Here is a 12668-nt window from a genome sequence, read left to right as displayed (position 1 = left end):
GATTCCATGAACACCGATTCAACCCTGATCAAAGCAACCGATTCGTCAATATATCGGCAAGGAAAAATATCGCGGCAGGGACGCCTATTCTTGCTCGCTTTAGGCGCCCTGGCCGCATCCGGCAGTCAGGCCGCCGCGACTCCGTCCGCGCCGGAAGCAGCCCGGAGCGCTCTGTTGGCTCAATCTTTCGGCCAACGGCCAATGAGCTTCGAGTCCAACCTCGGGCAGACCGATCCCACAGTCCGGTTTCTGTCCCGGGGCCAGGGCTACAGCCTGTTTCTGACGCCGACCGAGGCGGTACTGAGCTTGCGCAAAACGGATTCGGCAGCGCTATTTAAACCCGGCAAATTGCCTTCGCTCAATTCTGTCAAACCGGCCAAAACGTCGACTGTCAGCGTGCTGAGGATGCAACTGGAAGGCGCCAATCCCGCGGCAACCGTCGAGGGACTCGGCCAATTGCCCGGCAAAACCCATTACCTCCGCGGTAAAAACCCCAAAACCTGGCGCACCGGCATTCCCGGTTACGCCAAGGTGAAATACCACGGCATTTATCCCGGAATCGACCTCGTTTATTACGGCAAGCAGAGGCAACTGGAATACGATTTCATCGTGGCTCCCGGCGCCGACCCGAAAACGATCCGGCTCCAGTTTAGCGGCGCGGAACAATTGGCCCTGGACGACAAAGGCCGGTTGGTCGTTACAACGCCGGGCGGCGGCGTCATCCAGCACAAGCCGGTGATCTATCAGGAGATCGGCGATGTACGCAAGGTCATTGACGGAGGCTATGTCCTGAACTCCGGCAAAGAAGGAAAAATGTCCGAGGTCGGCTTTCAGGTAGCCCGGTACGATGTCTCCAGGCCGCTGATCATCGACCCGGTGCTGGCTTATTCCACCTATCTGGGCGGCAGCGGAGACGATTTCAGCTTTGATTATGATATCGCTGTGGATAATGCGGGTAATGCCTACGTCACAGGCAGCACCGACTCGGCCGACTTTCCGGTCGGAAATGCCGAGCCGTTGGCCGGCGGGGGAGCCTTTGTCACAAAGTTCAATCCGGCAGGCGGCATCATTTTCTCCACTGTTCTGGGTGAACAAAGCGATGGCACCGGAATCGCCGTGGACAATCAAGGCAATATATTTATTACCGGCGCTACCACCTCAAGCGATTTTCCCACACTCAATCCGATAGAATCCTGTGACCCCGAGTTTCTATTCAGAGCATTTATAACCAAACTCAGTCCGGACGGCGCATCCCTGATCTATTCGACATGCCTTGGCTTCAGCACCTTCGGTCAAGCCATCGCTGTGGATCGTTTCGGAAGCGCCTATGTGACCGGATTAGTCTCCATTTTCTCCACTCATTTTCCCGTAATAAATGCCTTGCAACCGACCTACGGAGGAGGTGAATCCGATGCGTTCGTCGCCAAGCTCAATCCCGCCGGAAATGCACTCGTCTATTCCACTTATTTGGGAGGAGTCCATGCCGATCCCCTTACAGAAGGAAGTTTTGACGAAGGGACCGACATCGCGGTCGACCGCTTCGGAAACGCTTACGTGACGGGAATCACCGCCGATGAAAACTTTCCCACGAAAAACGCCTTTCAACCGGCATACGGCGGCGGACCGCTTAACTCTACCGACTATTTCGTAGCGAAATTTACCGCCTCGGGCAATGCTTTGATCTATTCCACCTATCTCGGCGGCGATGGCAGTGAAAGCATTTTCGACTCCAGTTCCATCGCCGTCGATGCTTCCGGAAACGCTTACGTAACAGGCGGCGCCGGCTCGGACGATTTTCCGATGTTAAATTCGCTGAAAAACTGCACCGGCAGCGACGCTTTTGTAACGAAATTCACTTCAACGGGCAGAGCCGTCTATTCCACTTGTTTAGGGGGCAATTCGACTGATGCAGGCACGGGAATTTCCCTGGATCGCTTTGGCAATGTATACACCACGGGAGTTACTTTTTCTACCGATTTTCCTAAAGTTCGGCCGATAAAATTCACTTGTGACGGCACCAACGGCGATGCTTATCTAAACAAGCTGAATGCTTCGGGTAAGGCAGTGCTCTATTCCACCTGCATCGGAGGCAGTGGCAGGGAAGTGGGCAGAGGCATTGCGGTGGATCGTTTTGGAAATGCCTATTTAACGGGTGAAACCCGCTCGGAGGACTTGCCTACCCGGCAAGCCGCTCAACCGGACTTCGGGGGAGGAGACCAGGACGCCTTTGTGATGAAGATCGTAGGCAATTAATAACGTCCTTATGTGCCGTTTCTGTACGGAGCATGGAAACGGTGTATAACCTCATTCCAATAAAACCATAAAACTTAAGGAGTCGTCATGAATACTCATTCGAACTTTCATAAATTACCGGATTTTTCCGAATTTTCGACAAAAACCATATTCCGCCTCATGCTCGCAACCGGGTTTCTTTCTTCGGCAATGTTGGCCGCTCCCGGAATCCAGGCTTCGCCTTCGCAAACCGATCCGGCACAGAGGGCGCTGCTCGCCGAATCCTTCGGCCAACGGCTGCTGAGCTTCGAAGCCAACCTCGGGCAAACCGACCCCAAAGTGCAGTTCCTGTCCCGAGGCCAGGGCTACAGCCTGTTTCTGACGCCGACCGAAGCGGTGCTGGCTTTGCGTCAACCTGAAGCCCAAACGTCCAGGACAAAATTGAACCTGATGAAGCCGATGAAATCGGCCCTGCCGAAACCCGCTTCTACCGCTGTACTCAGGATGCAGCTGAAAGGAGGCAATGCCCAAGCCCAAGTCGAAGGGCTCGACCAGTTGCCGGGCAAGACCCATTATTTGCGCGGCAAGGACCCGAAAGCGTGGCGCACCGGCATCCCGAGCTATGCCAAGGTGAAATACAACGGCGTCTATCCCGGCATTGATCTGGTCTACTACGGCAATCAGAAACAGCTCGAATACGACTTCGTGGTCGCCCCCGGCGCCGACCCGAAAGCGATCCGGTTTCATGTCGAAGGCGCAGAACAGCTCAGCCTGGACGCCAACGGGCAGCTCGTCATCAAAACCCGAGGCGGCCAGGTGATTCAGCACAAGCCGGTCGTTTATCAGGAAATTGCCGGCGTGCGCAAGGAAGTGGCCGGAAGCTATGCGCTGCATCCGGATAAACAGGGGAAAACGGCGGACGTCGGCTTTCAGGTGGCCCGATACGATGCCTCCAGACCGCTGGTCATCGATCCGGTGCTGGCTTATTCCACCTACCTGGGCGGCAGTGCTCAGGGAGCTGGTGACGACGGCGATGATTTTAGCTTCGATATCGCTATCGATAAATCAGGCAACGCTTATGTTGCCGGTTTTACCACCTCAAGCGATTTTCCCGTAGTCAATAGCAGCCTTCCTGGAGATCCATTCTTTTTTTATGGGGATGCTTTTGTTACAAAATTCGATTCGAAGGGTTCGGTGATTTATTCCACTGTTCTCGGTGGTTTCACCTCAGATAGCGCCCAAGGAATTGCGGCCGATGACTTGGGCAATACCTATGTGGTGGGATCGACCGGATCGAGCGATTTTCCCTTTCTGTATTCCGCTCCACCGGTGCCACCTTTAACGGATAGCTGCGAGAATGGAGGAGGCTTTGTAACAAAAATCAGTCCGGACGGATCTTCTCTGATTTATTCGATTTGTTTGCGAGGCGATGTTCACGATATTGCCCTCGACCGATCGGCAAACCTCTATGTGACAGGCGCTTCCTTTTCCGATTTTCCTTTTGTAAATCCTCTGTATGATTGTGAAGGCAAACCTATCTTCATAAGTAAGTTGAATGCAGCAGGTACGAGACTGATCTATTCAACTTGTTTCGGCGGCAGCGATTATCGGGATACCACCTCGGGAATTGCAGTCGACCGTTTTAATAACGTTTATGTAACGGGTTCTACTTTTTCGTCCGATTTTCCCAGGGTTAACTCGTTGCAATCAACTTGTGCTTACAGCGACCAAGGCTTCCTTCTCAACGATGCTTTTGTAACCAAGTTGAATGCGGCAGGGACACGGGTGGTCTATTCCACCTGTTTGGGAGGCAATGATATCGATGCCGGCTCGGCCATTGCGGTGGATCACTTCGGCAATGCTTATGTATCTGGCTCGACGAATTCATCCGATTTTCCCGTTAAACTACCGCTCTATGCTTGTCAAGGCCAGGATGCTTTTGTTACCAAATTAAACGCTGGAGGTTCCAGGATGATTTATTCCACGTGCCTTGACAAAGGAGTAGGCGGTGTCGACGTGGACAGGTGGGGTAATGCCTATGTATTAGCAGGCCCTGCAATGGCTAACTGCAATGATGCAAGCAGTGATATCCAAATCTCCAAGTTGAATGCCAGAGGTTCAAAACTATTGTATTCAATGTGTATCGCAGGAAGCGGGCTGGACGAACCTACGGCCATTGCCGTTAGCCGTTCCGGAAACGCTTATGTAACAGGATCGACAATGTCTACCGATTTTCCTGCTGTAAACGCATTCCAACCCACTTTCGCAGGCGGTTTTTGGGATGCCTTCGTATTAAAAGTCGTAGGAAACTAAAACTGTTTTAAACCTGACTCGGTAATAATTTTAGAAAATAAGGATTGCTCCCGGATTTAAGCCAAAGTCGCTATATCAGAAATTTGAGACTTATCATTTCATTTAAGTCACGCCTGGAAATGGTATCAAAACTTGAATGCCCCGGTAATGGATACATGGAGCAAGGCTAGCAGTCAGCCCTGTTGAAACGAAACAATAGAACCGGACCTGCGAGGTTTTAAAAACCTCGCAGGTCTTTTTCAGACGGCGCCCAACGGAACGCGGTCATCCCCGCTGCCGAGGCAAATTGTTGACGGGCTACAATTAAAAATTTCCTCTTCTTATGGCAGTCGTTCCCTTTTTTGTCGGACTTGCACCCAGTGCAATGCCATAGCCTTTGCCGTACCGTTGCTATAAGATAATTATTAGAGGGATAATCCGCCCACCACTAAACCAAAGGAGTGCTGTCCAATGCTTATCGTCTTTATTCACGGCTGGAGCGTCACCAATACCGATACCTACGGCGGGCTGCCCCGTGCGTTGCTGGCCAAGGCTCCGGCCGGCCTGAAAATCGAAACGACTCATCTGTACCTGGCCAAATACGTCAGTTTTTTCGATGAAATCACGATGGACGACATCGCGCGCGGCATGCAGAACGCGGTGGCCAAGGAGGTTTTGCCCAAACTCAAAAAAGGCGAGCGCTTTGTCTGCATCACCCATTCGACCGGAGGGCCGCTGGTGCGAAACTGGATTACCCGCTTCTACGGAAACCAGTTGTCCTCCTGCCCTCTGAGCCATCTGATCATGCTGGCTCCGCCCAATCACGGCTCCGCCCTGGCGCAGCTCGGCAAAAGCCGACTTGCCCGGTTGAGGTATTTCGCCGAAGGCGTGGAGCCGGGCGCCGGCGTGCTCAACTGGCTGGAACTGGGCAGCGAGCAGAGCTGGGATTTGAATTGCGAATGGCTGTCCTACGACTGCACCAGCGCCGGGCTTTTCGTATTTATTCTGACCGGCCAGAAAATCGACCGGGCTTTCTACGACAACCTGAACGCCTATACCGGGGAAGCCGGCTCCGACGGCATCGTCCGCGTCGCCTCCGCCAACATGAATTTCGGGCTGATCCGACTGCTGCAAACGGACGGCACGCTCAAACTCAAAAAGAACGACCATTTCCAGAAAACCGTATTCGGCGTCCTTCCCGGCCTGTCCCATTCCGGCGAAGACATCGGCATCATCCGCAGCGTGCGCGCTGGCGATGACGGCTCTCACCCGACCCTGGCCGCCATCCTGCGCTGCCTGCAGATCGGCACGGCTTCCGCCTACAACAAGGCCGTCAAGGAATTCGACGCAATGACGGTTAAAACCCAGCAGGACGAACGCATCGAACACGCGCGCGCCCTTTTTCTTATCGAACGCACCTTCATCACGAACCGCTATTGCATGCTGGTATTCCGTTTGATCGACGACCAAGGCAATCAGCTCACCGACTACGATCTATTATTTACCGCAGGACCCCAGTACAATGAAAATCATTTGCCGGAAGGATTTTTCGTCGATCGCCAGCGGAATCAATTGAACCGCGGCAAACTGACTTATTACGTCAATTACGACGTAATGAACGAAGGATTGAACCGGCCCGAACTGGAAGGTAAATTCGGATTCAAGATCATCGCCCGTCCCGAAACGGGTTTTGCCTATTACACCGTGGCCGAACACAAAGGAACCTTCGCCGCGCTGAAACGTTATTTCGAACCCAATCAAACGGTGATGATCGAAATAGAAATGCGCCGGCACGTAGTCGAAGGCGTCTTTACCCTGACCCAAAATCTTACGCCGGAAGACTTTCGAAAAACGCCGAAAGGCAAGGAGATTCCCTAACGCAAGCAGTTCCCAAGGAGCTTTCCCGGAACCCTCAACACGGGTCCGATTTGACCCTGCTTGCAGGCATTAACCTTTCAGCAGGAGGAAAACAATGAAAACCGGAATGCATCAGCGATGTCTCAGAATCGTCTGTTTAACGCTTTGCGGCCATACCGCCACCGCTTTGTCGATTGAAGGAGGAACCGCCATGTCCCTATCTCTTAAATCACCCGCTTTCGTCCATCTCAATGAAGCTCCCCAGGAATACACCTGCGACGGCGCCGATGTTTCGCCCGCTTTAAGCTGGGTCGACGTTCCTGCCCAGGCCAAAAGCCTGGTCCTGATCGTCGACGACCCCGACGCTCCGGATCCGGCTGCTCCCAAAATGACCTGGGTTCACTGGCTGCTCTATAACATTCCGCCGTCGGCTTCCGGCCTGGCCGAAAACGTTGCTCCGAAGGACTTGCCGCAGGGCACGCTGGAAGGCAAGAACGACTGGAAGCAAACCGGTTACCGCGGACCCTGTCCGCCGATCGGCCGGCATCGTTATTTTTTCAAGCTCTACGCCCTGGACGTCGAACTGCCCGATTTGCACCAGCCCGACAAGGCCCGGCTGGAGAGGGCCATGTCCGGGCACATTCTGGATCAGGCCGAACTGATAGGAACCTATCAACGCAAATAAGGGAACGAGCGGTTGCCGATGCGTGCGTTGATGATTCTTTGCGTCTTGCCGCTGCTGATCGGCTGCGCTCATCGGCAATTGGTCACTCAGCCCTATCCTTTCTGGGGCGAAGCGGTCACTCTCCCGGTTGCGGGCAGCGATGCCCGACGGCAATTGCAGACGCTCGCGCCTCGATCGCCGGCTTCGATGCAGGGCTGCCTGCTCATCGTGCACGGCATGAACGAACACGTGGGCCGCTACGGCGACGTCGCCCGGCATTTCTCCGGCCGCTTTATGGTGGTAGGAATCGATCTGACCGCCCACGGCATGAGCAATCCGGTGCTGGCCAAGGCCCACGCCCGCGTGACCGGCGGCGCGCCCGGCTACGACGTCGGCCGCGCCTTTCTCGAACAGGAACGGCTGGACGATTTGCAGCCGATGCGGGAAGATCTGGGGCAGGCACTGAACTACCTGGCCGGCCGCTGCCGCAGCCCTTCCGGCCGGAAACCGCTGCCGATTTTCATTCTGTCGCACAGCCTCGGCTCCCTGGTCGCCTCAAGCTATCTGCTTCAGGCCAAAGAAGACCCGGCCGCGGCCAGGGTCCAAGGCATAGTCTTCAGCGGCCCGGCCTTTTCCGTCACGCAAGTGCCGGGCTGGCGCGGATGGTTCCAGAATCCGATCGTCGACTTTACCTTCCATACGCACGAACACTTTTTGAATCCGCACGCCGAGCCGCTCCCGGTCATGCTGTTCAATCAGTTCGTCGCCCTGGTCGCCGTTCCGCTGCAGGACGGCCTGATTGAACTGCTGTCCCTGCCCGGCCTTCGCCTGTTGTTCTCGCCGACCGCACCGGACTGGGTGAAAAATTATCTGACCGACTCGGAAGAGGAAAAAATCCGCCTGATCCACGACAAATACATGATCAAGCGCTCGCTGCTAAGCTTCGTGCTGAGCGTGGAGAAAGAAATCATCGAATTTCGGGCGCGCATGCGGCAATTCGATCTTCCTTATTTGCTGATTTATTCCGAACACGATCCCATCACGCCGGCCTGGGGCAATACCGATTTTGCGGCGGCGACCCGCCGTCTCAACCCCCACAACCGGATCGTGCTGCTGGCGGACGCCAGCCATCACGAACAGCTTTTTTCCGCGAGCCCGGTAAAGGAACAGCTTCTGGAGATCATCGACCGCTGGCTGGAGCAAAGGCTGAAAGACATCGACAGGCTTTGAGATTGTTCTTCGCTGACGAATTCATTCGCTCCGGAACGCGCCATGATCGCCGGGATTGTCTTGCCCGGCGCCCGGCCAAAGTCCGCTTCTCAACAGTAGTTTCCGCAAATATCATACAGAGCCTTCACTCCCGCCCGGTCCCGGCTGAAAGCGCAAGCGGTCTCGCGCCCGTGTTCGTAATATTTCCCGGTCTGATGCTGCCCGTCCGGCCGGGTCGCCAGCCAGACCGGAGTGGCCGCGCCCTGATCCGGCGTCTCGTGGCCGCCGAAGCCCAGGTTATGGCTTAAGACCGAATGGACGTCGCCGGGATGGCAAGCATTGACCGCGATGCGGTAAGGCTCGAGTTTTTCGGCAAAAGCCACGCTGAGCATGCGGTCGGCCTGCTTGGACTGCCGATAGGCTTTGTCGTTGTCATAGCGCCGGCGGGTGAACTCCAGATCGCCAAGATCCAGCCCCCCGGCCCAGTAACTGGCGACGTTGACGATCCGGGCCGGCGCCGAGGCTTTCAAGATGGAAGTGAATTCGTCGATGAGCCGGAAATAGCCCAGTACGTTCGTGGCAAACTGCAATTCGATGCCTTCGGGCGTCTCCAGACGGCTGCGCGGAGTGCAGGCGGCGTTGTTGATCAGGACGTGCAGGGGCCCGCTCCAGCGTTCCGCCAGTCCGCGAATCTCCCGGTACCGGCTCAAATCGGCCAGGATAAAACGCACCCTGGGATTGCGCGTGGCATGGATGATTTCGTTCACGGTCCGTTCCGCTTTGCTCCGGTCGCGGCAGACCAGAACGACTTCCGAATCGTCCGTGCCGGCGAGCTGCCGGGCGATGGCCTTGCCGATCGCGCCGGTCGCGCCGGTCACCAGAAAGACTTTGTCACCATAAGTTCGATAGTTCAGAGCATCGGAAAAAGCGTGCATAGGCAGGGCCTCCTTACGGTTTTTCGGGAACGGACCAACAGAGGCAGGGTTTCGTGTCGGGCGTCACTCTGACGACGGTCGACAGCTTGTACTCGTGACCGGACTCGGTGGCAAGATCCACTTCCATCAGAAAGGCGCGGTACCCGGCCTCGGGCACGGCGATTTCGGCGGCCGCATGGCTGCTTCCGGGGGTTATGTCCAGCGGCCGCTCCGCCCAGACGTCATTGCGAAAGTCCCGGTCTCCGGAATAGGCGCTCCACAAGCGAATGGCCTGTGCCTTCCGGTTGACGGACACCTGCGCCTTTACCTGATTCCGTGACGAGGTCCGATCGAAATGCCAGTTGATTTCGGGCAGCGGCTTGCGGTCCGCGACCAGCTCAAAAAAGGCGGCTAAGGTCTGCAGCGCCTCCCAGCCGCCGTTCAGGTTGTGGCCGGCATTGGGGGTCTGAAAGATCAGTTTCGGCTCGGGCAACTCGTCCCAGTAATGACGGAGCGAATCGACGGTCCAGTAAGGGTCGTTGGTGCCGAGCAGGATCAGCTTCGGCATCGTGAAATGCCGGATATAGGCATACGGATCGATCCAGCCGCGCAGTTTCTGCATCGCCCGATTGTCCATCTTCCGGTGCAGGTTCAACTCGGTATAATCCTGCAATTTCGAACTTTGCTTGCCGTAGATTTGCTCCGACCATTGCAGTTGCACCTTCATGTTCAAGGTATCGATCACCATCGGCGCGATCGCCGCGATTCGTTGATCGACCGCCGCCGTCAGCCAGGTGGTCCAGCCCCGTTTCGAAGCGCCGGTGACGACAAAACGGCCGATTTGCTGGTTGTGCTGGATCCGGGCGATTTCCTGAACGGCGTCCATCGCCTTGACCGCGCTTTTCACCATCGGAAAGAGCAAAGGCCAGGTCTCGTCGCCGGTCTTGACGTATTGGTTCAAAGTGTAGGCGATCAAGGCGTCTTCGCGCCGATTCTCATAAAGCGGCTGATTGGGCACGTTCATTAGGACCGCGGCGATCGCACCGCCTCGCTCCGCCAGGGTTTTCAAACTGTCGACGTGGCCTTCGCCGTCGCCGTCTCCTGCGATTCTGAGTAACGCCATGTCGGGATTGCGGACCGAATTGGGCCTGACGACGACCAGACGATGCTTCCAGAGATGGCCGCGCCAGTTCTGGCTGGTCAGATCGTAATGTCCGACCGTTCCCCAGGAGTAATTGATGAATTTTACGGGCAGCCAGCGGTAGTTCGAATCGGCGGCGGCAACATAGTCTTCCAGCGGATTGCCGAAGGCTGCCGTCGCCAGGAAAAGGAGAAAAAAGGCGATGCCGAGTCTTTGTCTTCGGTTATGCGGACGTAAAGCCATGACGTTAACGTGATCCTTCAACTCAATAAGGAACTTGAATTGTAAGAAGAGCGCAAGAAAATGTCACTCTCTTTCCGGTTAAAAAAATATCGCGTCCGCTTCGGGAAAAGCCGGCGGCAACGCGGCCGTTTCGGGAAAAAATCCCGGGCGGGAAGGAATTTCTCCGAGGGTTGAAAGCGGCTTCGGTGAACTACTCTTTTTTGGCCACCCACTCGTCGGCCTTTTTCTCGTATTTCGTTTTGACCGCGGACCAGGCGACCTTGTGGGCCACTTCTTCCCGGGACGAATCGTCGCGCCGTTTCTCCGGGTCCTTGTATTGATCCCAGGCGTTGTTGAACGCTTCCTTGTAAATCTCCTGGGCGTGCTTGGGCAGATTGTCTTTTACCGAGTCGGGCAGGTCGGATAAGTTATGGTAGGGCATGGCATCCCCCTTTCGGTTAACCAAATGCAGAACAGGGTGGGGTTTACGTGATGATGTAGACCCGGATTGATTTTATTTGTTCAGGGCCGGGTGGAAGTCTTCAGTCGATGCGGTTCGCTTTTTTCCTCCTACGGTCCTGTCGGATGACATTAATCTTCGCCATCGTCGATGCCGGGGCTGCCGTGACAAACCAGGCAATCAGCCATTTTTCCCCGCCGATGGGCTCCCTCTCCTGCTGCCATCAGCCGCCTGACGACGGCGTTATCAAGCACGAACGAGTCCGATTCCCGTCCGGCGCTGAAATCGTGACAAGCCGTACACGAGTCCGCGCCGGTAGCCCGGAATACGAATTCTCCGTGAGGATTGATCATCGTTCCATAAGTTATTCTCGCCAGGACGCCGCGATGCTCGGTATGACAGTCCGCACACGATGTCCGCTCGTCTATGGCTTTCCGGTGAAACGCCGATACGGCCGGATTCGAGCCTTCGGAAAATCGTTTTTCATTGTGGCAGACAATGCATTTTTCGGAGGATGCGCCCTGAAACGGCCGATGACAATCGTTGCAGGCGGTTTCTGCATGAAACCGGCTCAAATCGCCCGGAGCCCAGAGCGATTCGGGATATTTCAGCGTCCCCCAAACGAGCCACGCCAGCAAAAGGAGAAGAACCATGGCAGCCGTGGCGGCGGTGCGGTGAAGAAATGGAAAAAATCGCATTACCATCCTCCAAAATACAAAGCGCCCACGATGTGAAGGATCGTCAAAACCAAAAAGATCACAGACATGGGCACATGAATGATCCGCCAAGTCCTGAAGGCCTTCTCGGCCGCCGCCAGATCATAAAGCCGATCTTCGACCTCATCGGGAGAAAGCCCCTGGCCGAGGAATTCTGCACGCCGGCTCTTCATCAAACTTAATGCTTTGCGATGAACTACTACACCGACGACGCCACTCACTACGGTAACGGCCATCGCCAGCAGGGCTAGAAGGGGGACCAAGGCATGAAGATGGGAGCCCGAGTGAATCAGAATCAACGACGGCCCCGCGATCCCCATCGCCTGATGAACTAAAAACCAGCCTTTGGGCCAGGCGGTTCTTGATCCTGAGCGCTTTTTTACCGAATAGCCGAATACGCTCAGCGTGAGAGCAAATCCGGCCCAGCCGGCTACATGTCCTGCCCGGGTATGGCCGAACGGCCAGCCGGATCGATGGCTGAGGAGCGCTTCAATCGAGAAACCGGCCGCAACGGCTGCCGCCGCGCAAGCCAATACAATAAGAAAGCGCCGAGTGAGCGTAGTCACTTTTGATTTCATTATCAAGATTCGCTGACTCTGTTGATCTTACACTGCGTTTTCGCATTCCGCATAGAGCAAAATAGAGCTTTATCGCGTATTGTGCCGAAGGCAAATCTACTGCATCCGGGGCATTGAGTTATGCAGCCACCTCAATATATTCCACAGAACAACTCGGCTGCGGTATCTCTTCGCCATCCTGCCGCATACCTTCGATATGAAACTCGATGGCTTCCCGAATCTGATTTTCTACTTCTTCAACAGTCGCTCCCATGGCAACGCATCCGGGAAGGTCGGGGACAAATGCGGAAAACTTCGATTGCGTTTTTTCGATCACAACGGCATATTTCATAAGTCATTTAACTCCACAATCTGCCTGATTCGAGAACCCCACCCCATCATCC

At 55.4% G+C, this 12668-nt stretch carries 11 protein-coding genes; 5 read left to right on the top strand and 6 right to left on the bottom strand.

The genetic code is table 11. From position 1 onward, the window contains the following. The first annotated feature begins 6 nt into the window (after window positions 1-6). The 5 genes from A3OW_RS0118840 to A3OW_RS0118820 all read left to right on the top strand — a co-directional run bounded on the left by A3OW_RS0118840 (window position 7) and on the right by A3OW_RS0118820 (window position 8275). On the top strand, window positions 7-2253 hold the full coding sequence (locus tag A3OW_RS0118840; RefSeq protein ID WP_026223726.1) for a DUF7948 domain-containing protein: 2247 nt from the start codon (window positions 7-9) through the stop codon (window positions 2251-2253). Window positions 2254-2442: 189 nt separating this feature from the next. Beyond that, window positions 2443-4545, top strand: coding sequence for a DUF7948 domain-containing protein (locus A3OW_RS0118835; protein WP_198291336.1), 2103 nt, complete (start codon window positions 2443-2445; stop codon window positions 4543-4545). Between the two features lie 450 nt (window positions 4546-4995). Further along, entirely contained in the window at window positions 4996-6402 is a 1407-nt protein-coding gene (locus tag A3OW_RS0118830; RefSeq protein ID WP_020565016.1) for an esterase/lipase family protein, read from the top strand. Between the two features lie 94 nt (window positions 6403-6496). Then, a complete protein-coding gene (locus A3OW_RS0118825; RefSeq protein ID WP_020565015.1) occupies window positions 6497-7066 on the top strand; it encodes a YbhB/YbcL family Raf kinase inhibitor-like protein in 570 nt (189 codons plus the stop codon). 18 nt (window positions 7067-7084) lie between these two features. Beyond that, entirely contained in the window at window positions 7085-8275 is a 1191-nt protein-coding gene (locus A3OW_RS0118820; RefSeq protein ID WP_020565014.1) for an alpha/beta fold hydrolase, read from the top strand. 89 nt (window positions 8276-8364) lie between these two features. On the opposite strand, the gene A3OW_RS0118815 is transcribed toward A3OW_RS0118820, so the two are convergent. The 6 genes from A3OW_RS0118815 to A3OW_RS0118790 all read right to left on the bottom strand — a co-directional run bounded on the left by A3OW_RS0118815 (window position 8365) and on the right by A3OW_RS0118790 (window position 12616). Beyond that, entirely contained in the window at window positions 8365-9189 is an 825-nt protein-coding gene (locus A3OW_RS0118815; protein WP_020565013.1) for an SDR family NAD(P)-dependent oxidoreductase, read from the bottom strand. A gap of 13 nt (window positions 9190-9202) precedes the next feature. Next, window positions 9203-10552, bottom strand: coding sequence for a PhoPQ-activated pathogenicity-related family protein (locus A3OW_RS0118810; RefSeq protein WP_020565012.1), 1350 nt, complete (start codon window positions 10550-10552; stop codon window positions 9203-9205). Window positions 10553-10742: 190 nt separating this feature from the next. Continuing rightward, on the bottom strand, window positions 10743-10973 hold the full coding sequence (locus A3OW_RS0118805) for a ChaB family protein (RefSeq protein ID WP_020565011.1): 231 nt from the start codon (window positions 10971-10973) through the stop codon (window positions 10743-10745). 149 nt (window positions 10974-11122) lie between these two features. After that, the gene (locus A3OW_RS0118800; RefSeq protein WP_020565010.1) at window positions 11123-11689 is read right to left on the bottom strand and encodes a cytochrome c3 family protein; all 567 of its coding nucleotides are present in this window, start codon (window positions 11687-11689) and stop codon (window positions 11123-11125) included. After that, window positions 11689-12273, bottom strand: a complete 585-nt coding sequence (locus A3OW_RS0118795) for a hypothetical protein (RefSeq protein ID WP_157385937.1) — start codon at window positions 12271-12273, stop codon at window positions 11689-11691. Before A3OW_RS0118795 ends, A3OW_RS0118800 begins: the two co-directional genes overlap by 1 nt. 130 nt (window positions 12274-12403) lie before the next feature. Then, window positions 12404-12616 (bottom strand): type II toxin-antitoxin system HicB family antitoxin, encoded by a 213-nt coding sequence (locus tag A3OW_RS0118790; RefSeq protein WP_020565008.1) that lies wholly within the window; start codon window positions 12614-12616, stop codon window positions 12404-12406. Window positions 12617-12668: the final 52 nt, after the last annotated feature.

Source organism: Methylosarcina fibrata AML-C10 (assembly GCF_000372865.1).
In the GTDB taxonomy this organism is placed as follows: domain Bacteria; phylum Pseudomonadota; class Gammaproteobacteria; order Methylococcales; family Methylomonadaceae; genus Methylosarcina; species Methylosarcina fibrata.
Note: the sequence above shows the minus strand (reverse complement) of the source record. Positions and strands in the feature narration are given on the sequence as shown.

What these genes read in the sequence shown, in the direction of transcription:
- A3OW_RS0118790 (WP_020565008.1), bottom strand. Translation starts at nt 12,616, where the DNA reads ATGAAATATGCCGTTGTGATCGAAAAAACGCAATCGAAGTTTTCCGCA.
- A3OW_RS0118805 (WP_020565011.1), bottom strand. Translation starts at nt 10,973, where the DNA reads ATGCCCTACCATAACTTATCCGACCTGCCCGACTCGGTAAAAGACAAT.
- A3OW_RS0118835 (WP_198291336.1), top strand. Translation starts at nt 2,443, where the DNA reads ATGTTGGCCGCTCCCGGAATCCAGGCTTCGCCTTCGCAAACCGATCCG.
- A3OW_RS0118815 (WP_020565013.1), bottom strand. Translation starts at nt 9,189, where the DNA reads ATGCACGCTTTTTCCGATGCTCTGAACTATCGAACTTATGGTGACAAA.
- A3OW_RS0118840 (WP_026223726.1), top strand. Translation starts at nt 7, where the DNA reads ATGAACACCGATTCAACCCTGATCAAAGCAACCGATTCGTCAATATAT.
- A3OW_RS0118800 (WP_020565010.1), bottom strand. Translation starts at nt 11,689, where the DNA reads ATGCGATTTTTTCCATTTCTTCACCGCACCGCCGCCACGGCTGCCATG.
- A3OW_RS0118830 (WP_020565016.1), top strand. Translation starts at nt 4,996, where the DNA reads ATGCTTATCGTCTTTATTCACGGCTGGAGCGTCACCAATACCGATACC.
- A3OW_RS0118810 (WP_020565012.1), bottom strand. Translation starts at nt 10,552, where the DNA reads ATGGCTTTACGTCCGCATAACCGAAGACAAAGACTCGGCATCGCCTTT.
- A3OW_RS0118820 (WP_020565014.1), top strand. Translation starts at nt 7,085, where the DNA reads ATGCGTGCGTTGATGATTCTTTGCGTCTTGCCGCTGCTGATCGGCTGC.
- A3OW_RS0118825 (WP_020565015.1), top strand. Translation starts at nt 6,497, where the DNA reads ATGAAAACCGGAATGCATCAGCGATGTCTCAGAATCGTCTGTTTAACG.